Annotated in this window: 19 protein-coding genes; 11 read left to right on the forward strand and 8 right to left on the reverse strand. The window is 73.5% G+C overall.

What is annotated here, in order from left to right:
• The first annotated feature begins 205 nt into the window (after nucleotides 1-205).
• Together ACZ64A_RS10605 and ACZ64A_RS10610 are read left to right on the forward strand one after the other, a co-directional pair.
• Complete coding sequence (locus tag ACZ64A_RS10605; RefSeq protein ID WP_469809569.1) at nucleotides 206-850, forward strand: PhzF family phenazine biosynthesis protein; 645 nt, start codon at nucleotides 206-208, stop codon at nucleotides 848-850.
• Nucleotides 851-1,557: 707 nt separating this feature from the next.
• Nucleotides 1,558-1,764 carry a hypothetical protein gene (locus ACZ64A_RS10610; RefSeq protein ID WP_469809570.1) on the forward strand — a complete coding sequence of 69 codons (207 nt, stop codon included), beginning with the start codon at nucleotides 1,558-1,560 and terminating at the stop codon, nucleotides 1,762-1,764.
• 74 nt (nucleotides 1,765-1,838) lie between these two features.
• On the opposite strand, the gene ACZ64A_RS10615 is transcribed toward ACZ64A_RS10610, so the two are convergent.
• Together ACZ64A_RS10615 and map are read right to left on the reverse strand one after the other, a co-directional pair.
• Entirely contained in the window at nucleotides 1,839-2,486 is a 648-nt protein-coding gene (locus ACZ64A_RS10615; protein ID WP_469809572.1) for a biliverdin-producing heme oxygenase, read from the reverse strand.
• A gap of 168 nt (nucleotides 2,487-2,654) precedes the next feature.
• Nucleotides 2,655-3,512 (reverse strand): type I methionyl aminopeptidase, encoded by an 858-nt coding sequence (map, locus tag ACZ64A_RS10620; RefSeq protein ID WP_469809573.1) that lies wholly within the window; start codon nucleotides 3,510-3,512, stop codon nucleotides 2,655-2,657.
• Nucleotides 3,513-3,571: 59 nt separating this feature from the next.
• Here map and ACZ64A_RS10625 point away from each other — a divergent pair, with 59 nt between their 5' ends.
• Nucleotides 3,572-3,805, forward strand: a complete 234-nt coding sequence (locus ACZ64A_RS10625) for a hypothetical protein (RefSeq protein WP_469809574.1) — start codon at nucleotides 3,572-3,574, stop codon at nucleotides 3,803-3,805.
• On the opposite strand, the gene ACZ64A_RS10630 is transcribed toward ACZ64A_RS10625, so the two are convergent.
• Together ACZ64A_RS10630 and ACZ64A_RS10635 are read right to left on the reverse strand one after the other, a co-directional pair.
• On the reverse strand, nucleotides 3,806-5,101 hold the full coding sequence (locus ACZ64A_RS10630; RefSeq protein ID WP_469809575.1) for an MFS transporter: 1,296 nt from the start codon (nucleotides 5,099-5,101) through the stop codon (nucleotides 3,806-3,808).
• Between the two features lie 64 nt (nucleotides 5,102-5,165).
• Entirely contained in the window at nucleotides 5,166-5,768 is a 603-nt protein-coding gene (locus ACZ64A_RS10635; RefSeq protein WP_469809576.1) for a hypothetical protein, read from the reverse strand.
• Between the two features lie 109 nt (nucleotides 5,769-5,877).
• Here ACZ64A_RS10635 and npdG point away from each other — a divergent pair, with 109 nt between their 5' ends.
• Nucleotides 5,878-6,582, forward strand: a complete 705-nt coding sequence (gene npdG / locus ACZ64A_RS10640; RefSeq protein ID WP_469809577.1) for an NADPH-dependent F420 reductase — start codon at nucleotides 5,878-5,880, stop codon at nucleotides 6,580-6,582.
• A gap of 123 nt (nucleotides 6,583-6,705) precedes the next feature.
• Nucleotides 6,706-6,894, forward strand: coding sequence for a hypothetical protein (locus ACZ64A_RS10645; RefSeq protein WP_469809578.1), 189 nt, complete (start codon nucleotides 6,706-6,708; stop codon nucleotides 6,892-6,894).
• On the opposite strand, the gene ACZ64A_RS10650 is transcribed toward ACZ64A_RS10645, so the two are convergent.
• Nucleotides 6,879-7,646, reverse strand: a complete 768-nt coding sequence (locus tag ACZ64A_RS10650) for a site-2 protease family protein (protein WP_469809580.1) — start codon at nucleotides 7,644-7,646, stop codon at nucleotides 6,879-6,881. The two genes, ACZ64A_RS10645 and ACZ64A_RS10650, sit on opposite strands and share 16 nt — an antisense overlap.
• A 143-nt stretch (nucleotides 7,647-7,789) precedes the next feature.
• On the opposite strand from ACZ64A_RS10650, the gene ACZ64A_RS10655 reads away from it, so the two are divergent.
• Nucleotides 7,790-11,173 (forward strand): AfsR/SARP family transcriptional regulator, encoded by a 3,384-nt coding sequence (locus ACZ64A_RS10655; protein WP_469809581.1) that lies wholly within the window; start codon nucleotides 7,790-7,792, stop codon nucleotides 11,171-11,173.
• 26 nt (nucleotides 11,174-11,199) lie between these two features.
• On the opposite strand, the gene ACZ64A_RS10660 is transcribed toward ACZ64A_RS10655, so the two are convergent.
• A complete protein-coding gene (locus tag ACZ64A_RS10660) occupies nucleotides 11,200-12,018 on the reverse strand; it encodes an ABC transporter permease (protein WP_469809582.1) in 819 nt (272 codons plus the stop codon).
• Nucleotides 12,015-13,040, reverse strand: coding sequence for an ATP-binding cassette domain-containing protein (locus ACZ64A_RS10665; RefSeq protein ID WP_469809584.1), 1,026 nt, complete (start codon nucleotides 13,038-13,040; stop codon nucleotides 12,015-12,017). The genes ACZ64A_RS10660 and ACZ64A_RS10665 overlap by 4 nt, the downstream gene beginning before the upstream one ends.
• 125 nt (nucleotides 13,041-13,165) lie before the next feature.
• Between ACZ64A_RS10665 and ACZ64A_RS10670 the strand changes: the two genes are divergently transcribed.
• Nucleotides 13,166-13,582 carry an ester cyclase gene (locus ACZ64A_RS10670; protein ID WP_469809585.1) on the forward strand — a complete coding sequence of 139 codons (417 nt, stop codon included), beginning with the start codon at nucleotides 13,166-13,168 and terminating at the stop codon, nucleotides 13,580-13,582.
• 1,000 nt (nucleotides 13,583-14,582) lie between these two features.
• On the opposite strand, the gene panB is transcribed toward ACZ64A_RS10670, so the two are convergent.
• The gene (panB, locus tag ACZ64A_RS10675; protein ID WP_469809586.1) at nucleotides 14,583-15,458 is read right to left on the reverse strand and encodes a 3-methyl-2-oxobutanoate hydroxymethyltransferase; all 876 of its coding nucleotides are present in this window, start codon (nucleotides 15,456-15,458) and stop codon (nucleotides 14,583-14,585) included.
• A gap of 203 nt (nucleotides 15,459-15,661) precedes the next feature.
• On the opposite strand from panB, the gene ACZ64A_RS10680 reads away from it, so the two are divergent.
• The 4 genes from ACZ64A_RS10680 to ACZ64A_RS10695 all read left to right on the forward strand — a co-directional run bounded on the left by ACZ64A_RS10680 (nucleotide 15,662) and on the right by ACZ64A_RS10695 (nucleotide 20,497).
• Complete coding sequence (locus tag ACZ64A_RS10680) at nucleotides 15,662-17,251, forward strand: MFS transporter (RefSeq protein ID WP_469809587.1); 1,590 nt, start codon at nucleotides 15,662-15,664, stop codon at nucleotides 17,249-17,251.
• 60 nt (nucleotides 17,252-17,311) lie between these two features.
• Nucleotides 17,312-17,932, forward strand: coding sequence for a TetR/AcrR family transcriptional regulator (locus ACZ64A_RS10685; protein WP_469809588.1), 621 nt, complete (start codon nucleotides 17,312-17,314; stop codon nucleotides 17,930-17,932).
• A gap of 178 nt (nucleotides 17,933-18,110) precedes the next feature.
• The gene (locus tag ACZ64A_RS10690) at nucleotides 18,111-19,163 is read left to right on the forward strand and encodes an endonuclease/exonuclease/phosphatase family protein (protein ID WP_469809589.1); all 1,053 of its coding nucleotides are present in this window, start codon (nucleotides 18,111-18,113) and stop codon (nucleotides 19,161-19,163) included.
• Nucleotides 19,164-19,288: 125 nt separating this feature from the next.
• A complete protein-coding gene (locus ACZ64A_RS10695; RefSeq protein WP_469809590.1) occupies nucleotides 19,289-20,497 on the forward strand; it encodes an MFS transporter in 1,209 nt (402 codons plus the stop codon).
• The last annotated feature ends 17 nt before the right edge of the window (nucleotides 20,498-20,514 follow it).

Consider the following 20,514-nt stretch of genomic DNA (forward strand, 5'->3'; position numbering starts at 1 on the left):
TGCGACTTGATCACGGCGACCCAAATGGAACGCCAAGGGAGGGTAAAGGGAAATCCAAGAACCCGTCACCTTCCGGCCAGGACCTGCGACAGAGCCCCCCGCGGGCTCACGGCTGCGGGCACCCGCCGGTCGTGGCACATCGGGCGCACCGATGCGCCGACGGCGCACGCGCCGGCCGTGCGGCCCGCGGTGCTTGAATGCCCCGGTGACTGACTACGACGTGCTGCGCGTCTTCTGCGCGCCGAACGGCGGCTACGGCAATGAGCTGGGCGTCGTCCGCGAGGGTTCCCGGATGCCCGGGACGGCCGAACGGCAGGCGTTCGCGGGCCGGCTGGGCTTCAGCGAGACCGTGTTCGTCGACGACCCCGAGCGCGGCGTGATCGACATCTACACGCCCACCCTGCGGCTGCCGTTCGCCGGCCACCCCTGCGTGGGCGCGGCCTGGCTGCTCGACGTGCCCGAGCTCGTCACCCCCGCCGGGGTGGTCGGCGCCCGGCAGGACGGGGAGTTCTGCTGGATCGAGGCCCGCGCGGAGTGGGTGTCGCCGCGCACCCTGCGCCAGTACGCGACGGCCGCCGAGGTCGACGCCCTGCCGGCGCCGCCGCCGGGGGAGTGGATCTACGCCTGGGCGTGGGAGGACGAACCCGCCGGCCGGGTGCGCGCCCGCGGCTTCCCCGGCCGCGACGACGGCATCACCGAGGACGAGGCGACGGGCGCGGCGGCGCTGCTGCTCACCGACCACCTCGGCCGCGCCCTCAACATCACCCAGGGCGCCGGCTCCCAGATCCTCACGGCCCCCGAGCCCGACGGCTGGGTGGAAATAGGCGGCAGGGTCGTGCTGGAACGCTGACCGGAACCGCGGCGCGGCGCGGGGCGGGCGGGTGCGGGGTTGTGCGGGGGCCGCGGACGGGGCGCCGGAGCGAGCGGTCGAGGGCGGCGCGCCCACCGCGGCGAACCGCTCGGGTGTCAGGGCGGGGCTGCCGGCGTGGCCGGGTCGGGCGCCGGGATGCAAGGGGCCGGGGGCGGTGCGCCCACCGCGGCGAACCGCCTCGGGCCGGCGCCGGCGACCGGGTGGGGGTGGCACACCGCGGGTGGCGTCTTGCCGCGGCGGGGCCGGGTGCCGGGGTAGGGGACCTCTGGCCGTCTCCCGCCACCCCACCGCCCACCTGGCCCACCTGGCCCGGCCGGCCCCCGCGCCCCCGCGCCCCGGCGCCAGGACACCCGGTCCCGGCAGCCCGGGGCCGGGCCGCCTGCCCGGCTCGCGGGTCGGCGCCGGGCGCCCGGGGGCGCTGACGCCGCGGTGTGCACCCGGGGCGCGGGGTGCGGCGCGGTGGCCATCGCGGCGCAGCCGTTTCGCCCGCGTGGCCGCACGGCCCGGGTGCTGGTCGGGCCCGGGCCCCCGGCGTCGGAACGGTGGCAGTGGCCGGCTCGCCGGCGTCGGGTCGGGGGCGCGCCCGTTCAGGTGGTAGCGCGAGCGCTCGGGTGGCGGTGCGTGTGCGCACGGCCCGCGCCGGGGACCTCTGGCGTGATCTGTCACCGACCCCACTGGAGGGTTCCATGCGCATGCGCTCGGTTCTGGCCGCCGCACTGTTGACCGTCACCCTGACCGCCGTCGGCGCGGCCACCGCCGCCGCGGCCGACTTCGACCCGCGCCACGGCGGCGGCGACGACGGCGCTGACGTCTGCGCCACCCACTACTGGGCCATCACCTCCAAGGGAGGCAACCTCGCCTGGGGTGGCTCCTTCTGCCGCGGCGACCTCTGAGCCGGCGGTGACCTCGGGGGACGGGTGCGCCGCGGGCGGCCCGTCCCCCGGGCGTTCGCGGAGCGCGCCGCCGCTCACGCCGACAGCGGGAACTCCTCGCCCAGCGCCCCGAACACCGCCGTGTTCAGCGTGAAGGCCCGTCCGCACTCGGCCGTGATCCGCTGCTTCTCCAGTTCGTCCACGCCGATGCCGTCGAGCAGATCCCGGTACTCCCGCTTGAACGCGGCCGGGTTGGCGATCTCCTCGAAGACGTAGAACCGCACCCCGTCGCCCTTCCGCGCGAACCCCCACGTCCGCTCCGCCCGGCCCCGGATGACCTGCCCGCCGGAGAGATCGCCGAGGTAGCGCGTGTAGTGGTGGGCGACATAGCCGCCGGGCCAGCGCTCGGCGCACTCGCGCACCCGGTCCGCGTAGGCGGCCGTCTCGGGCAGCGCGGCCAGGCCCGCCCGCCAGCCGGGGCCCCGCAGATGCGCCAGGTCCCGCTCCAGCGCGGGCAGCCGCCGCAGCTCCGGCCGCACGAACGGTCCGGCCACCGGATCCGACGCCAGCCGCTCGGCCCCGGCCTCCAGTGCCTCGTACACGAACCACAGCTGCTCGGTGTAGCGCGCGTAGGCGTCGAGGCCCAGCCGGCCGCCGAGCAGGTCGCTCATGAATCTCGAGGTCTCCGCCCGCGCGTGCTGCTCGTGCGTCGCGGTGCGGATGACGGTCGAGAACGACTCCATGGACGACTCCTCGGTTTGCCGACGGCCTGTCGGTAAGTTTACCGACAGGCCGTCGGCAAAACATCAGGGCATGAACACGGCACACCGCAGCAGAAGCCCGGCACCCCCCGAGAACGGCGAAAGGCCCGCCCTCCGGGGAGGAGGGCGGGCCACAGCGAGGGGTCGGCGTCACGGCAGCGTGAGGATCTCCGCGCCGGTGTCCGTCACCACCAGCGTGTGCTCGAACTGCGCGGTGCGCTTGCGGTCCTTCGTCACGACCGTCCAGCCGTCGTCCCACATGTCGTACTCGTGCGTGCCGAGCGTCAGCATCGGCTCGATCGTGAAGGTCATCCCCGGCTGCATCACGGTCGTCGCGTGCGGGCTGTCGTAGTGCGGGACGATCAGGCCCGAGTGGAACGAGGAGTTGATGCCGTGGCCGGTGAAGTCCCGTACCACGCCGTACCCGAAGCGCTTGGCGTACGACTCGATGACCCGGCCGATGATGTTGATCTGCCGGCCCGGCCGGACCGCCTTGATCGCCCGGTTCAGCGCCTCCCGCGTGCGCTCCACGAGCAGCCGCGACTCCTCGTCGACGTCCCCGACCAGGTACGTGGCGTTGTTGTCGCCGTGCACCCCGCCGATGTACGCCGTCACGTCCAGGTTCACGATGTCGCCGTCGCGCAGCACCGTGGAGTCCGGGATGCCGTGGCAGATGACCTCGTTGACGGACGTGCACAGGGACTTCGGGAAGCCGCGGTAGCCGAGCGTGGACGGATAGGCGCCGTGATCGCACATGTACGCGTGCGCCACCCGGTCCAGTTCGTCGGTGGTCACGCCGGGCGCGATCAGCTTCGCGGCCTCCTCCATCGCCCGCGCCGCGATCCGGCCCGCGATCCGCATCGCCTCGATCGTCTCCGGTGTCTGCACCTCCGGCCCGGTGTACGGCGTCGGCGCGGGCTTGCCGACGTACTCGGGGCGGCGGATGTTTCCGGGCACGGAACGGGTGGGGGACAGCTCCCCTGGTACGAGCAGCGACTGGCCAGACATGCCAGCGAGTCTAACGAGCCCCGGTGGGGGAACATGTCGGTGGCGAGAGGAGCGAGGTCATGGCCCTGTTCAAGAAGCGCACGGCGGGCAAGCCGGGCGAGTGGTACTACTGCCTGGAGCACAAGAAGGTCGAGGAGGGCCCGGACTGCCCGGGCAAGGACCGCTTCGGACCGTACGCGTCGCGGCGGGAGGCCGAGCACGCGATGGAGACGGCCCGCGAACGCAACCTCGAGTGGGAGAACGACCCCCGCTGGCACGACGCCTCGGCGGGCCGGACCACCGAGGACGACTGATCACACCGAGGCGGCCCGCGCCGCGGCTGCGCGCTGGTCGCGCAGCCGCACCGCGTGCTCGTTCGTCCGCGCGTCGTACGCCAGCAGCCGCGGCAGGCACAGCGCCAGCAGCGCCACCGCGCCCGCGCACAGCAGCCCGCCCGACCAGACCGACGCCCGCACACCCCACCGCGCGGCGAAGCCGCCCGACCGGACCTGGCCGACCGTCGGCCCGACCGAGTACGACAGCAGCTCGATCCCGGCGAGCCGGCCGCGCAGCTCGTCCGGGATCGTCTGGTTCCACATGGCGGAGCGGAAGATCCCGCTGACCATGTCGCAGCCGCCCGCCACCGTCAGGAACAGCAGCACCAGCCACACCTCGCCGGCGATCCCGGCGGCCGCGATCGCCAGGCCCCACCCGGCGGCCGCCAGCACCACCATCCGCCCGTGCCGGCGCACCCGTGAGGCCCAGCCGCCGGTCAGGCTCACCAGCAGCGCCCCGAACGGCACGGCCGCGTACATCAGGCCCAGCGACCACTCGGCGTCCAGGTCGTCCGCGAGGAACGGCAGCACGGCGAGCGGCATCGCGAGGAACATCGCCGCCAGGTCGATCGCATAGGTGCCGAGCAGCTCCTTGCGGCCCCACGCGTAGCGGGCGCCCTCGGCGATCGAGCGCAGGGAGGGCCGGGCGGCCTCGTGGGAGGCGGGGGAGGAGGCGATGCGGACGACGTACAGCACGGACACCACGAACGTCGTGAGGTCCGCCGCGTACGCCCAGCCGAGTCCGGCATAGGCGACGACCAGACCGGCGACGGCGGGGCCCGCCACCCCGCCCACCGTCCAGCGCAGCGAGTTCAGCGAGGCCGCCGCGGGCAGGTTCTCGTGCGCGACGATCCTCGGCCACAGCGAGTCCAGCGCCGGGCGCTGCACGGACACCAGCGCGGACGACAGGGCGGCGACGAGATACAGCGGCCACACCGCGGGGCGCGGCAGCAGCGCGTTGAGCAGCAGCAGCGCCGAGAGCAGGCCCTGCCCGGCCTCCGTCCACAGGATCAGCCTGCGCTTGTCGAACGCGTCGGCCAGCGCGCCGCCGTACAGCCCGCACACCACGAGCGGCACCAGCTCCACGGCGCCGATCGCGCCGACCGCCGCGGCGGACCCGGTCAGCTCCTTGAGCTGCACGGGCAGCGCGACGAACGTCAGGAAGCTCCCGAAGCCCGAGATCAGCCCCGACATCCACAGCCGCCGGAAGTCGACGGATGCCTTCCAGGGCGCGAGGTCGGGCAGCAGCGCCCGGAGGGAGGAGGGGACGTTCACAAGGGGACATGCTCGGCGGCGGCGCGCCCGGGAGCAAACGCTTTTCGACGCCCCGGGCAGGGCGTCACCAGGGGGCCGGGGGAGGGGCCGTCAGGGACTCCGCCAGGCGGGAGAGGCGGTCGCGGAACCGGCGGCGGCCTCTCGGGGCGCCCGGCACCGTGTTCTCGCCGGCCGCCGCGCTCACCAGGTGCTGCACCGTGTCGAGGTCCAGTTCCGCCCCCTGCGGCACGGTCAGCGCCTCGTGCGCCATCCCCGCCAGCTCGCCCTCCGTGCCGCCGAGCGCCAGCACGGTCACCCCGGCCCGCCGGGCGTCGTGCACCCGCTGGAGCAGCGGCTCCGGCTCCCCGGGCGCCACGACGAGCAGCGTCTCGCCCCGCCGGGCCGCCTCGATCCGGCCCGGCCCGACCGCCAGGTGCGCCGGATCCGACGGCCGCGCGCCGTGCCGTACGAGGGTGGGCGCCAGCTCCGGCGTCCCCGACCACGCGGCCTCGTCCACGAGATGCGCGGCGAGATGCCACGGCTCGTACTCCGGTGTGCCGACGAGCAGCAGCCCGCCCCCGTGCGACACGACCGATCCCCGCAGCGCCCCCGCGAATCTTCGCGTGGCCCCGAGCCACTCGGTCCCGGCGAGCACTTCCCGCAGCAGCGCGACCCGTACGGCGTCCATGGCCCCGCATCCTTGCGCAACCGGGCGTCCCGCGCCCGGGACTTCGGCCCCTGTTCGCCCGGAGAGGGGACGGACGCGCCGCCCGCCGGGCGCCACGTATTGTCAGCCCATGACCACTAGCGACAGCGCACACAAGGCCCCCGCCAAGGACCCCTGGGACCTCCCGGACGTCTCCGGGCTCGTCGTCGGCGTGCTCGGCGGGACCGGGCCGCAGGGCAAGGGGCTGGCCTACCGCCTTGCCCGGGCCGGACAGAAGGTGATCATCGGCTCGCGGGCCGCCGAGCGCGCGCAGGCCGCCGCCGGGGAACTCGGGCACGGCATCGAGGGCGCCGACAACGCCGAGACCGCCCGCCGCAGCGACATCGTGATCGTCGCCGTGCCGTGGGACGGCCACGCCAAGACGCTCGAGTCCCTGCGCGAGGAACTGTCCGGCAAGCTCGTCGTGGACTGCGTCAACCCGCTCGGCTTCGACAAGCAGGGCGCCTACGCGCTGAAGCCTCAGGAGGGCAGCGCCGCCGAGCAGGCCGCCGCCCTGCTGCCCGGCTCCCGGGTCACGGCCGCCTTCCACCATCTGTCGGCGGTCCTCCTGCAGGACGAGCAGATCGAGCAGATCGACACCGATGTGATGGTGCTCGGCGAGGCCCGCGCGGACGTGGAGATCGTCCAGGCCCTCGCCGGCCGCATCCCCGGCATGCGCGGCATCTTCGCCGGCCGGCTCCGCAACGCGCACCAGGTGGAGTCGCTGGTCGCGAACCTGATCTCCGTCAACCGCCGGTACAAGGCGCACGCGGGGCTGCGTATCACCGACGTGTGAGCGATGGGGGACACTGGGGGACGCCGGAGATGCCCGCGGTGTCCCGCCACCGGTCGGTTGCGGTCCCGCGAGCGGCCCCGGCGTACCCCCCGAGCACCGACCGCCCGACAGGAGCCGACCCCCATGCCCCGCCTCGCCCTCTACGCCCTCGCCGTCTGCGTCCTCACCGTGGTCGCGGCCGTCGTCTCCTTCGTCCAGAGCAGCTGGCTGGGTGTCGTCTGGGTGCTGCTGGCGGGTGTGTCGTCCAACATGGCCTGGTACTACCTGCGGCGCGGCCGGGCCTCGGCGCCCACGGCTCACCAGAACCGGTAGAGCTCCCGGCCCCGGTAGGCGTCGAAGTCGCTCACGCCCAGAGCGCGCAGGATCGCGTGGACCGCGTCGAAGAACACGGCGTTCACCGACGGCAGCCACAGCAGCGCGAACACGAACAGCAGCCCGAACGGCGCGTACGGTTCCACCTGCCGCTTCAGCTTCGGCGACAGCCACGGCTCGAGCACGCCGTAGCCGTCCAGCCCGGGCACCGGCAGGAAGTTCAGGATCGCCGCCGTCACCTGCAGCAAGGCCAGGAATGCCAGCGCGTACCGGAAGTCGCCGGGCATGCCGTCCGGCGAGCCCAGCCAGAACGGGGCCGTGCACACCACCGCGAACACGACGTTCGTCAACGGGCCGGCCGCCGAGACCAGGCTGTGCCGCCAGCGGCCCGGGATTCGGCCCCGCTCGATGAAGACCGCGCCGCCCGGCAGCCCGATCCCGCCCATGATCAGGAACACGACCGGCAGCACGATGCTCAGCAGGGCGTGCGTGTATTTCATCGGGTTGAGCGTGAGATAGCCCTTCGCGCCCACCGTGACGTCCCCGCTGTGCAGCGCCGTGCGCGCGTGCGCGTACTCGTGCAGGCACAGCGAGACGACCCACGCCGCCGTCACGAACAGGAACACCGCCACACCCGGCTGCTCGGCGAACCCGCTCCAGGCGGCCCACCCCGTCACCGCCGCCACGGCCACGATCCCGAGGAAGACGGGACTGATCCGGCGGTCACTGCGACGGGAGGCGGCGGTCGTCATGGGGCTCCTGACTGGGGTCGGCGGCGGCACGCGGGTCGACCGTACCGGTGACGCCGGGAGAACGTCCGGCGGGCGGCCACGGGTTCCTGCCGGCCGGCGCGCGCCGGAAACCCGGGAGCGGTGCGGCAGCGTCCCCCGACACAATGGACCTTGTGCGCTACCGCATCCTCGGCACCACGCAGGTGCTCCGCCCCGACGGCTCGGCCGTCGCGCTCGGCGGGGCGCGGCTGCGTGCCCTGCTGACCGTGCTCGCCCTGCGGGCCGGCCGCACCGTGCCCGCGCCCCTGCTCGTGGAGGAGGTGTGGGCCGGCGACGACCCGCCGGCCGACGCGCCCGGCGCGCTGCAGGCACTGGTCGGGCGGCTGCGCCGGGCGCTCGGCGCGGCCGCCGTGGCGTCGGTCGACGGCGGCTACCGGCTCGCCGCCGGCCCCGACGACATCGACCTGCACCGCTTCGAGCGGCTGGCCGCCGACGGACTGCGCGCCCTGGCCGACGGCGACCCCGCCAAGGCGGCCGCCCTGCTGGACGACGCCCTCGCCCTGTGGCACGGCCCCGCCCTCGCCGACCTGCCCGACCGCACCGCCGAGGCGGCCCGCTGGGAGACTCGCCGCCTGGACGCGCGGCGCGCCCGGCTGACGGCCGCGCTCGCGCTCGGCGAGGCCGACCAGGCACTGCCCGAGCTGACCGCTCTGTGCGACGCCCACCCCCTGGACGAGCCGCTGCAGGCCCTGCGGCTGCGCGCCCTGCGCGACACCGGCCGCACCGCGCAGGCCCTCGCCGCCTACGACGAGATACGCCGCCTGCTCGCCGACCGCCTCGGCTCCGACCCCGGCCCGGAACTGCGCGCACTGCACGCACGACTGCTGAACCCCGAGGAAGCGCAGGACGGCCCGCCCGGCAGCCTCCCGCGCACCCCCGGCCCACACGACCTCCCACCGGCCCCCGCCGCCCGGGTCACGCCCCCGGAACCCCAGCCCGCCCCGGGCCCCGCGGCCCCCGCTCCCCAGCCCCCCGGCAACCTCCGCGCCCGGCTGACCTCCTTCGTCGGCCGGGAGAGCGACATCGAGGCGATCCGGCAGGACCTCGCCACCGCCCGGCTGGTCACCCTCCTCGGGCCCGGCGGAGCCGGCAAGACACGGCTGTCGCAGGAGGCCGCCGAGCGCGTCCGGGACGTCGCCCGCGACGGCGTCTGGCTCGCCGAACTCGCTCCCGTGGACGACCCCGACGCCGTACCCGAGGCCGTCCTGACCGCCGTCGGAGCCCGTGAGACCGTGCTGCGCGGCGCCGGCGCCGAGGAGATGCGCGCCGTGGCCGAACGCCACGACGACCCCGTCGTCCGCCTCGCCGAGCACTGCGCCCGCCGCCGCATGCTGATCGTTCTCGACAACTGCGAACACGTCGTGGACGCCGCCGCCCGCCTCGCCGAGGAACTCCTGGCCCGCTGCCCGGAGCTGACGGTGCTGGCCACCAGCCGCGAACCCCTCGGCGTACCCGGCGAGGTGCTGCGGCCCGTGGAGCCGCTGCCCGAGCCGGTCGCGCTGCGGCTGCTCGCCGACCGCGGCGCCGCCGCCCGCCCCGGCTTCCGCACCGACGCCGACGAAGAGACCGCGGCGGCCTGCGCCGAGATCTGCCGCCGCCTGGACGGCCTGCCGCTCGCCATCGAACTGGCCGCGGCCCGGCTGCGTCTGCTGACCCCCCGGCAGATCGCCGACCGGCTCGACGACCGCTTCCGGCTGCTCACCTCCGGCAGCCGCACGGTCCTGCCCCGCCAGCAGACCCTGCGCGCGGTCGTCGACTGGTCCTGGGACCTGCTCGACGAGGACGAACGGGACGTCCTGCGGCGGCTGTCCGTCTTCGCCGGCGGCTGCGAGCTGCCGGCCGCGGAAGCCGTGTGCGGCCCGGCCGCCTTCGACGCCCTCGCCTCCCTCGTCGACAAGTCCCTCGTCGTCGCCACCCCGACCGGCGAGGACGGCGCCATGCGCTACCGGCTGCTGGAGACGGTCGCCGAGTACGCCGCCGAACGCCTCGACGCCTGCGGCGCCCGCGCCGACGCCGAGCGCGCCCATCTGACGTACTACCGCGAACTCGCCCGCACCACCGACGCGCGGCTGCGCGGTCACGGGCAGCGCGCCGCGATCGAGCGCATCGAGCGGGAGTACGAGAACCTGCGCACCGCCCTGCGCCATGCCGTCGCCGCCCGCGACGAGCAGGAAGCGCTGTGCCTGGTGCTCTCCCTGTGCTGGTACTGGCAGATGCGCGACCTGCGCATCGAGACCCGCAACTGGGCCGCCGAGGTCATGGCCCTCGGCCCCGACCCGTTCACCGAACCGGTCCGTCCCGCCACCCCGCTGTGGGAACGCAGCACGGACGCGCCGCCCCCGATGACCGGTGAACTGCTCGCCGAGGCCCGCCGCGGCGTCCACCTGGTCCATCTCGCCTGCATGGACACCGAGATGGACGCCTGGCAGACCCCGCAGGCGCAGGAGAAGCTGCGGATCGTCAGCGAGACGTACGCTCCCGGCCTGCCGCAGGTCTGCCGTCCGCCGGGCTACGTCTGGTTCTTCGCCGTCGTGCTGAGCGGCGACATCGACCGGATCCGCGTGATCGGCGACGCGGCCGTGGACACCTGCCGCGCCCGCCCCGACTACGAGTGGGAGCTCGCCCTCTGCCTCCAGATGCGCGCCAATCTCCTCGCCAACCGCACCGACTGGGCCGGAGACGCCGCCGCCGACGCCGACGAGGCACTGGAGATCTTCCGCCGCCTCGGCGACGACTGGGGCGTCGCGGAGTCGCTGTCGGCGCGCGGCGAGGCCCATGAGCGCAGGGGCGAGTACGCGGCCGCCGCCGCCGACTACGAGGCCGCCGGTGCCGTCGCCGAACGGCTCGACGCCCGCGCCCAGCAGGCCGTGCTCACCGCCCGGCTCGGGACGGCGCTGCTGGAGGCGGGCGATCCGGAGCGCGGGGAGGCGCTGCTGCGCGAGGTGGCCGACCGGCCGGAAGGGCTGGTCACCGAGGCCATGCCGGCCGCCCGGCTGTTCCTCGCCGGCTGGCTGAGCATCACCGGCCGAACCGCGGAGGCCCGCGAGCTGATCCGCCGGCTGCGGGAGGACTTCGGCCCGGCGTCCTTCTTCGTCTTCGACGGTTTCATCCTCACCCAGGAGGCGTGGCTCGACGTGGTCGACGGCCGGCACGACGAAGGGCTGCTCAAGACCCGGGAGGCACTCGAGAGGGCGAACGAGCCGCTGTCGCGCACGATCGTGCCGCACATGCGCGCGCTGTGCCTGGTCCTCGCCGGAGCCGCGCTGGCCGGCGCCGACGGCGGCGCCCGTGCCCGGGACGGCGCACGCTGCCTGGGTGCGGCCGCGGTGTTGCTGCCGCCCGGCCATGTCTCCGGCTACGCCGAACGCGCCGCCCGCGACCGGGCCGAGGAGGCGGTGCGGGCCGCGCTCGGCGACGACGAGGTGTACGCCGCCGCATACGCCGAGGGCGCCGGCCTCTCTCCCGAGGAGGCCGTCGCCCTCGTCTGACGCACACCGACGCCCGCGCATCCGCGTCAGTTCTTGGTGCGGAACTTGTGGATGGCGACCGGGGCCATCACCGCGGTGATCGCCACCGACCAGGCCACCGTCACCCACAGGTCGTGGGCGACCGGGCCGCCGATCATCAGACCGCGCGCGGAGTCGGCGAGCGTGGACAGCGGGTTGTAGTCGGTGAAGGCCTGCAGCCAGCCCGGCATCGACTGCGTCGGCGCGAAGATCGACGAGCCGAACTGCAGCGGGAACAGCACCAGGAAGCCCATCGCCTGCACGGACTGCGCGTTCTTCAGGATCACGCCCAGCGTGAGGAACACCCACATGATCGAGGACGCGAACAGCGCGGACAGCCCGATGGTCGCGAACAGCCCCGGCCAGTTGGTGATGTGGAACCCGACGAGCACGGCGACGACCATCAGCACGGCCGTGGCGAACAGCATCCGCCCCAGCTCCACGGTGATCTTCGCGAAGAGCACGGAACCGCGCCCGATCGGCAGGGTGCGGAACCGGTCCATGACACCGCTGTTGAAGTCCTGGCTGAAGCCGGTGCCGACGCCCTGGGACAGGGTCATGCTCATCATCGCGATCATGCCCGGGATGACGTACTGCACGTACTGGTCCTGGCCGCCGCCCAGCGCCTGCCCGATGGAACCGCCGAAGACGTAGACGAACAGCAGGGTGAAGACGACGGGCATCAGCAGCGCGTCGAACATCGACTCGGGGTCCTGCCGGATCCACAGCAGATTGCGGCGGATGAGGGCGCCGGTGTGCCGCAGATGCCCGCGCAGCGGGATCCGGACGTCGGTCGCGGTGGGTGCGGTGGCGGTGGCGGTGCTCATACGGCGACCTCCTGGCGTTCGTCGGCGGGCTGGGCGTCCTGCGGGGCACTGGCGCGGTGCCCGGTCAGGGACAGGAACACCTCGTCCAGGCTGGGCAGTTCGGTGGTGATGGAGGACAGCGTGATGCCGCGCGCGCTGACCGCGCCGACCACGGCGGTCAGCTGCTCGTCGCTCAGGATCGGCACCAGCAGGGTGCCGCTCGCGCGGTCCACGGTGGTGGTGGCCAGTCCGGTGATACCGAGTTCGTCGAGCATCGCGGCGAGCGGCTCCAGCTCCCGCGGATCCAGCGGGCGGACCCGCAGTGTGCGGCCGCCGACCTTCGCCTTCAGCTCCTCGATGCCGCCGCCGGCGATGACCTTGCCGCGGTCCACCACGGTCAGCTCGGAGGCGAGCTGTTCGGCCTCCTCCATGTACTGCGTGGTCAGCAGCACGGTGACACCGTCACCGACCATCCGCTTGACCTCGTCCCACACCTCGTTGCGGGTGCGCGGGTCGAGCCCGGTGGTGGGCTCGTCCAGGTACAGCACGGCCGGGTGGCCGATCATGGAGGCGGCGAGGTCGAGGCGCCGCCGCATGCCGCCGGAGTAGGTCCCCGCGGGCCGCTTGGCGGCCTCGGTGAGGGAGAACCGTTCCAGCAGTTCGTCGGCGCGGGCCCGGGCGTCCTTGCGGGACAGGTCGAGCAGCCGCCCGATCATGTACAGGTTCTCCCAGCCCGGCAGCTTCTCGTCCACCGAGGCGTACTGCCCGGTGAGCCCGATCACCCGCCGCAGCTGGCGGGGCTGCCGCACGGCGTCGTAGCCGGCCACGAGGGCCTGCCCGGCGTCCGGTGCCAGCAGCGTGGACAGAATGCGGACCAGCGTGGTCTTCCCGGCGCCGTTCGGCCCGAGCACACCCATCACGGTGCCCTCGCGCACATCCAGGTCGACGCCGTCCAGCGCCTTGGTCTCGCCGTAGTGCTTGACCAGCCCCCGTACGGTGACGGCGCTGCCCGCGCCGCCGGGGTTGTTGTCGATTCGCGTCATGACCACGACGGTGCCAGCCCCCGCCGACAAACCACCGACAGCCACCCGACAGCCCACCGACATGTCACATACGGGGCGGCGGGAACGTCGTAGGGACGACGACACCGACGCGAAAGGACACGGCCATGAGCGACACCACGCCCTTCAGCCGGCTGCACGAGGCCGTCAACAGCGGCGAGCTGGAACGGATCGAGAAGACCATCGACGAGGTCTGCGACCCCGGCCTGGTCTTCCACGCGCCCGTGCCGACGGGAGTGAGCGGGGTGCAGGCCCTCAAGCAGGTGTGGCGCATCCTCCTGCCGGCCTTCCCCGACCTGCGCGTCGAGATCGAGGACGTGATCGCGCAGGGGGACAAGACGGTCTACCGCAACACGGTCACAGGCACCCACCGCGGCGACTACCGAGGCCTCCCCCCGACAGGCCGCTCCGTCCACTACGCCGAGATCTTCGTCGTACGCCACTCGGCCAACCGCATCACAGAGATCTGGGGAGTGGTCGACACGACGACCCAACTACGGCAACTGGGCGCGATCGGGGCGTGAGGGGGGAGGGGGCGGGGGCCACCTGGCTGACGGGCTGAGGGGAGGCGCCCGAGGGCGGTGACGGGCGCGGGCCCGACCCTGTGGGGCGTGGCGGCCTCGGGGGAGCCCAGCCCAGGGGCGTGACCGAGGCGGCGGCGGGCGCGGGGAGCCCGCACCCCGGGGTGTGGCGGGCGTGGGGGAGCCCAGCCTCAGGGGGCGTGCCGGATCGGGGCGTGAGGGGGGAGGGGGCGGGGGCCACCTGAATGACGGGCTGAGGGGAGGCGCCCGAGGGCGGTGACGGGCGCGGGCCCGACCCTGGGGGGAGCCCAGCCCGGGGGCGTGACCGAGGCGGCGGCGGGCGCGGGGAGCCCGCACCCTGGGGTGTGGCGGGCGTGGTGGCAGGCGTGGGGGAGCCCAGCCCCTGGGGGCGTGCCGGAGGCCGTGGCGGGCGCGGCGGGGTCCGGTGGAACCGCCGGAGCTGACAGGGTGCGGGGGCCCTGCCGCGCTTCCGCCGGAGTCCGGCGGGGCGGCACGGGGTGCAGGGGGCGGAGCCCCCGCCGGGGTCCGGGGGGGAGCCCCGTGACGGTGGCCTCTTGGCCTACCGAGATGGGCGGGTGGGTTGGAAACGCCCCGGGGTCGGGGGCGGGGCCCCGTGGGGTGGCTCGTGGGCTGCGGGGCGGTAAGAGAGCGCCGCTGCGAGGTGCAGGGGGCGGCGCCCCCGCCGGGGTTCGGGGCGGAGCCCCGTGACGGTGGCTCCTGGCCTACCGAGACGGGTGGGTGGGTGGGAAACGCCCACCCCGGGGTCCAGGGGCGGAGCCCCTGGGACGGTCACCGCACCACCTGCCCCGACCGCAGCGCACGGCCCCGCCGGCGGGGGAAACCGGCGGGGCCACTCGGCGTTGGCTTCAGTGCATGACCCCCGGCCGGCGGAGTCGCACGGCTGGGCGTCGGGCTCAGTGGACGAATCCCACCGAACCGACGGAGTCGTCAGTGGACGAATCCCGCCGAACCGACGGAGTCGTCAGTGGACGGCGTGCTCCTCCAGCGGAAACGCACCGGTGGTCACGTCCTCGGCGAACGCCCTCGCCGCGTCACCCATCACGGACCGCAGGTCGGCGTACTGCTTGACGAACTTCGGGACCCGCCCGGCGGTCAGCCCGAGCATGTCGGTCCACACCAGCACCTGCGCGTCCGTCTCCGCACCCGCCCCGATGCCGACCGTCGGGATGTGCAGCACCCGGGTCACCTCGGCGGCCAGCTCGGCCGGCACCAGCTCCAGGACCACGGCGAACGCACCCGCGTCCTGCACGGCCTTGGCGTCCCGCAGCAGCTGCTGCGCCGCCTCCTCACCGCGCCCCTGGACGCGGTAGCCCATGGCGTTGACGGACTGCGGGGTCAGCCCGATGTGCGCCATCACCGGGATCCCCGCCTCCACCAGGAGACGGATCTGCTCGTGGGAGCGCTCACCGCCCTCCAGCTTCACGGCGCCGACCCCGGCCTCCTTCACCAGCCGGGTCGCCGAGCGCAGCGCCTGCACCGGCCCCTCCTGGTAGGACCCGAACGGCAGGTCCCCGACGATCAGCGCCCGCCGGGTGCCGCGGACGACGGCCGCGGACAGCATGGTCATCTGGTCGAGCGTGACGGGTACGGTCGTGTCGTAGCCGAGATGGCAGTTGCCCGCCGAGTCGCCGACGAGCAGGACCGGGATCCCGGCCTCGTCGAAGACGGACGCGGTCATCGCGTCGTAGGCGGTCAGCATGGGCCACTTCTCGCCCCGCTCCTTGGCGGCGGCGATGTCCCGGACGGTGATGCGGCGGTTGATCTTGCCTCCGTACAGCGCCTTGCTGCCGTCGGAGGGACCGCTCTGCGTGTTCGAGGCAGCCGGAAGCTGCGTCATGGCACGGCTCCTAACGTCATCTCGAGGCACCCTGACGGTGTCCCCGGACCACCTCCATGGTGGCACCTCGGGTCAGCCAGAGCCAGAGCGCCCCGCCATGGACCGCGTCACCCCGTTCCGGCGAGGAGCGCCGACGTAAGAGCGAGGTAAAAATACTTTCGATACGACACGGTGCCGTATCGAAAATGATTACGCTCCGTCCCATGACCACTCCCGCCGTCTCCGCCCCCCGGATACCCGAAGCCGTGCACCGGCGCCGCTGGGCGATCCTCGGGGTCCTGATGCTCAGCCTGCTGATCGTCGTCCTGGACAACTCGATCCTGAACGTCGCGATCAAGACGATCTCCACGCCGGCCCCGACCGGCCTCGGCGCCACGCAGAGCGAACTGGAGTGGGCGATCAACGCCTACACCCTCGTCTTCGCCGGCCTGCTCTTCACCGCCGGCCTGCTCGGCGACCGCCTCGGCCGCAAGAAGGTGCTGCTCGGCGGCCTCGCGGTGTTCGGCATCGGCTCGGCCCTGGCCGCCGAGTCCGGTTCCCCGGCGCAGCTGATCGCGTTCCGCGCGGTGATGGGCCTCGGCGCGGCCTTCGTGATGCCGGCCACCCTCGCCGTGCTGATGAACGTCTTCGAGCGCGAGGAGCAGCCCAAGGCCATCGGCATCTGGGCGGGCGGCGTCGGCCTCGCCATCGCCATCGGCCCGATCACCGGCGGCCTGCTGCTCGCGCACTTCTGGTGGGGCTCGGTCTTCCTGGTCAACGTGCCCATCGTGCTCCTCGCCCTGGCGCTGATGCTGTGGCTGGTGCCCGACTCCCGCGACCCGAACCCGGGACACGTCGACCCCGTCGGCGTGGTCCTGTCCGTCGTCGGCCTGGTCCTGCTGGTCTACGGCATCATCAAGGGCGGCCAGCTCGCCGACTTCACCGACACCACGGTGCTCGCGACCATCGCGGCCGGTGTGCTGGTCCTCGCCGCGTTCGTCGTGTTCGAAAAGCGCAGCGACCACCCGTCCATCGACGTCACCTACTTCAAGAACAAGGTCTTCTCCGCGGCCATCGGTGCGATAGCGCTGGTCTTCTTCGCGCTGATGGGCGTGACCTTCTTCTCGGTCTTCTACACCCAGAGCGTGCGCGGCTACACCCCGCTGCAGACCGGTCTGCTGATGCTGCCGCTGGCCGCGGCCCAGATGATCTTCGCGCCGCGCGCCCGGCTGCTCGTCGACCGCTTCGGCAACAGGGCCACGACCACGGCGGGCATGCTGGTGATCGCCGCGATGCTGGCGGCGTTCGCGACGCTGGAGGCGGACACCCCGATCTGGCTGCTGGAAGTGATCTTCTTCCTGATGGGCACCGGCATGGCGCACATCATGACCCCGGTCAGCGTCGTCATCATGCAGGCGCTGCCGCGCGAGAAGGCCGGCTCGGCGTCCGCGCTGAGCAACACCTTCCGGCAGGTCGGCGGCGCCCTCGGCATCGCCGTCCTCGGCTCGGTGCTCTCCACGGCCTACCGCAACGGCATCGAGGACAAGCTCGGTGCCCTGCCCGCCGGCCTGCGCGGCGTCGCGGGCGAGTCCATCGAGGCCACCCTCGGCGTCGCCGCCAGGCTGGGTCCGCGCGGCAGGGGCCTGGTCGGCCCGGCCAACGACGCCTTCCTGCACGCCATGCACGTCACCGCCCTGTGGGGCGCCGGCGTGGCCGTCGTCGGCGCGGTCGTCGTGGCGCTGTTCCTGCCGGGCCGCCCGACGGGGGGTCAGCGGGGCAGGGAGGAGCCGGAATTGGTCACGGCCGCCGAGTAGGGCCGCTCCGGCCGAGGGAGAATCCCCGCAGGTCAGGAATGGACGAAGGGACGAGACGACGTGAGTCTTGCCGACAGCCGCAGCGAGGCCCCGGCCCGGGGCCGGCCCCGCAGCGAGGCCGTGGAGCGCGCCATCCTCGAGGGGGCGATGAAACTCCTGGAGGAGGGCGTGCCGCTGGCCGAGTTGTCCATCGAGCGCATCGCGCGCACCGCGGGCGTCGGCAAGGCCACCATCTACCGCCGCTGGAGCGGCAAGGAGGAGCTGTTCGTCGACGTCATCCGGGCCGTCGAACCGCCGGACCCGGTGCTGCCCGGCACGTCGATGCGTGACGACCTGATCGCCCTGCTGGAGTCGCTGCGGCAGCGCGCCCTGGCCAGCAGGTCCTCGGCGCTGCTGCACAACGCGCACGTCCAGATGAAGTCCAGCCCCCGCATCTGGGCGGCCTACCGCGCCAACGTCATCGTGCCCCGGCGCGAACTCGGCCTGGAGGTGCTGCGCCGCGGCCGCGAGGGCGGCGAGATCCGTGCCGACGTGGACCTGGAACTGGCCAACGACATGTTCGTCGGGCCCATCCTCATCCGCACCCTGCTGAGCCCCGAGGCCGACCTGCCCGAGGGGCTGGCCGAGAGAATCGTCGACACGGTCATGGAAGGACTACGCCCCGTCAGTTCACAGCCGTAATGTGCAGGTTTCGTCACAACCACCGTGCCCCGGGGCGTAAGCGGAACTCCGTGCGCCACCCCATTCGTCCTCGTGCCCGTACGGCCGTCGCGAGACGGCAGGGACAGAGCCGATCATCCCCTAGGGTCGTAAGGGCGCGGGGGACGACGGTGTGCACGGCAGGTAGTGAGGCGACGGTATGGCGCAGCAGGCATACGTGACGGAGACGGCCGACGGTGGCGCGGGAGACCAGCGCCCGGGAACCCGGATCCGGCGCGTGGCGGCCCGCTGGCTGCGCTCCTGGCGGGGCGACGCGCGCATCTGGTGGCGCGGTCTCGTCCTCGCGGCGGTCGCGGTGGCCCTCGCGCTGGTGATGCTGATCCACTCCCGCATCCCGAACACCTTCGGCAACCTGGGCAGCCTGACCGAGACGTTTCTGCCCTGGCTGGGCGTGCTGATCCCGTTCCTCGTCCTGGGCGCACTGGTCCGCCGCTCGGCGACCGCCCTGATCGCCGTGGTGCTGCCCGCGATGGTGTGGCTGAACCTGTTCGGCGGACTGCTCAGCGACAAGAGCGGCAGCGGCGGCGACCTGACGGTGGCCACCCACAACGTCAACGCGGACAACCCCGACCCCTCCGGCACCGCCCGCAAGGTCGCCGCGTCCGGCGCGGACATGGTGGCCCTGGAGGAGATCAAGGCGTCCGCGGTCCCCACGTACGAGCAGGCGCTGGCGGCCACCTATCCGCATCACGCGGTGGTGGGCACGGTGGGCCTGTGGAGCAAGTACCCGATGTCCGGCGTCCAGGCCGTGGACATCCGGCTGGGGTGGAAGCGGGCGATGCGCGCCACCGTCGCCACGCCCGAGGGCCCGGTCGCGGTCTACGTCGCCCACCTGCCGTCGGTGCGGGTCAAGGCGGCCGCGGGCTTCACCGCCCGGCAGCGCGACAAGAGCGCCGACGCCCTCGGCGAGGCCATCGCCGACGAGAAGCTGCCCCGGGTGATCCTGCTCGGTGACCTCAACGGCACCATGAACGACCGCGCATTGAACGCGGTCACCTCCCAGATGCGCTCCACGCAGGGCGCGGCCGGTGACGGCTTCGGCTTCAGCTGGCCGGCGTCGTTCCCGATGGCCCGGATCGACCAGATCATGGTCAAGGGCGTCGAGCCGGAGCGTTCCTGGACGCTGCCGGCCACGACCAGCGACCATCTCCCGGTCGCGGCCCGTGTGAAGGTGACCACACCGGGCTCGTAAAACCGCAGGTCGCAGCAGAGCCGTAACCTCGGCGCCACCTGGGGGAATGCTCGGCCTGAGAGACTTTGTTCCGGACGGAAACATAGAGAGTTTCCGAACGTCCCCACAGTCTCGAAAGGTACTTCATGCCCCTGGCCCTGCTCGCCCTCGCCGTGGGCGCCTTCGGCATCGGTACGACCGAGTTCGTGATGATGGGGCTGCTGCCCGACGTCGCGGACGATCTGCACATCTCGATCCCCGCCGCAGGCCACCTGGTCTCGGCGTACGCCCTCGGTGTCGTCATCGGGGCCCCGCTGCTCGCGGCGCTCACCGCGCGCATGGCCCGACGCACGGTGCTCATCGGTCTGATGGTCCTGTTCGTCGTGGGCAACGCGCTCTCCGCCTTCGCCCCGACCGACGCCACCCTGCTGGCGGCCCGCTTCCTCAGCGGCCTGCCGCACGGCGCCTTCTTCGGCGTGGGAGCCGTGGTGGCGACCGGCATGGTGGCCCCGGAGCGCAAGGCCCGCTCGGTCTCGCTGATGTTCCTCGGCCTGACGGTCGCCAACATCGCCGGTGTCCCGGCGGCCACGCTCGTCGGTCAGCACCTCGGCTGGCGGGCCGCGTTCCTCGGCGTCAGCGCGATCGGCCTGGCCGCGATCGCGTCCCTGGCCGCGCTGATCCCGCACGACCACACGCAGGCGTCCGCCACGGGCCTGCGCGGCGAACTGGCCACCCTGCGCTCGGTGCCGGTCTGGCTGGCCCTCGGCACGACGGTCGCCGGCTTCGGCGCGCTGTTCGCCGCCTACAGCTACATCACGCCGATGCTCACCGACGCCGCCGGCTACGCCGATGCGAGCGTGACCGTCCTGCTGGCGCTGTTCGGCGTCGGCGCGACGATCGGCAATCTGCTGGGCGGCCGCCTGGCGGACCACTCGATGCGCGGCACCCTGTTCGGCGGCCTGGTGTCCCTGGCGGCGGTCCTCGCCCTGTTCCCGCTCCTGATGCACACACAGATCACCGCGGCGCTCGCCGTGGCCCTCCTGGGCATGGCCGCCTTCATCACGGGCTCCCCGCTGCAGCTGATGGTGATGGAGAAGGCGTCGGCGGCCCCGTCCCTGGCCTCCTCGGCCAACCAGGCGGCGTTCAACCTGGCCAACGCGGGCGGCGCCTGGATCGGCGGCCTGGCCCTGGCGGCCGGCTTCGGTGCGACCTCCCCGGCGCTGGCCGGCGCCCTGCTGGCGGTGCTCGGCGTGGGCGTGGCGGCGGTCGCCTACGCGGTGGACCGCAGGTCCCCGCACGAGGGCCGGGTGGTGGCCGCACACGTCCCCCACGAGACGCCCACCCTGCACCACTGACGTACGAAGGGGGCGCC

This window comes from Streptomyces sp. NPDC104814 (genome assembly GCF_055583185.1).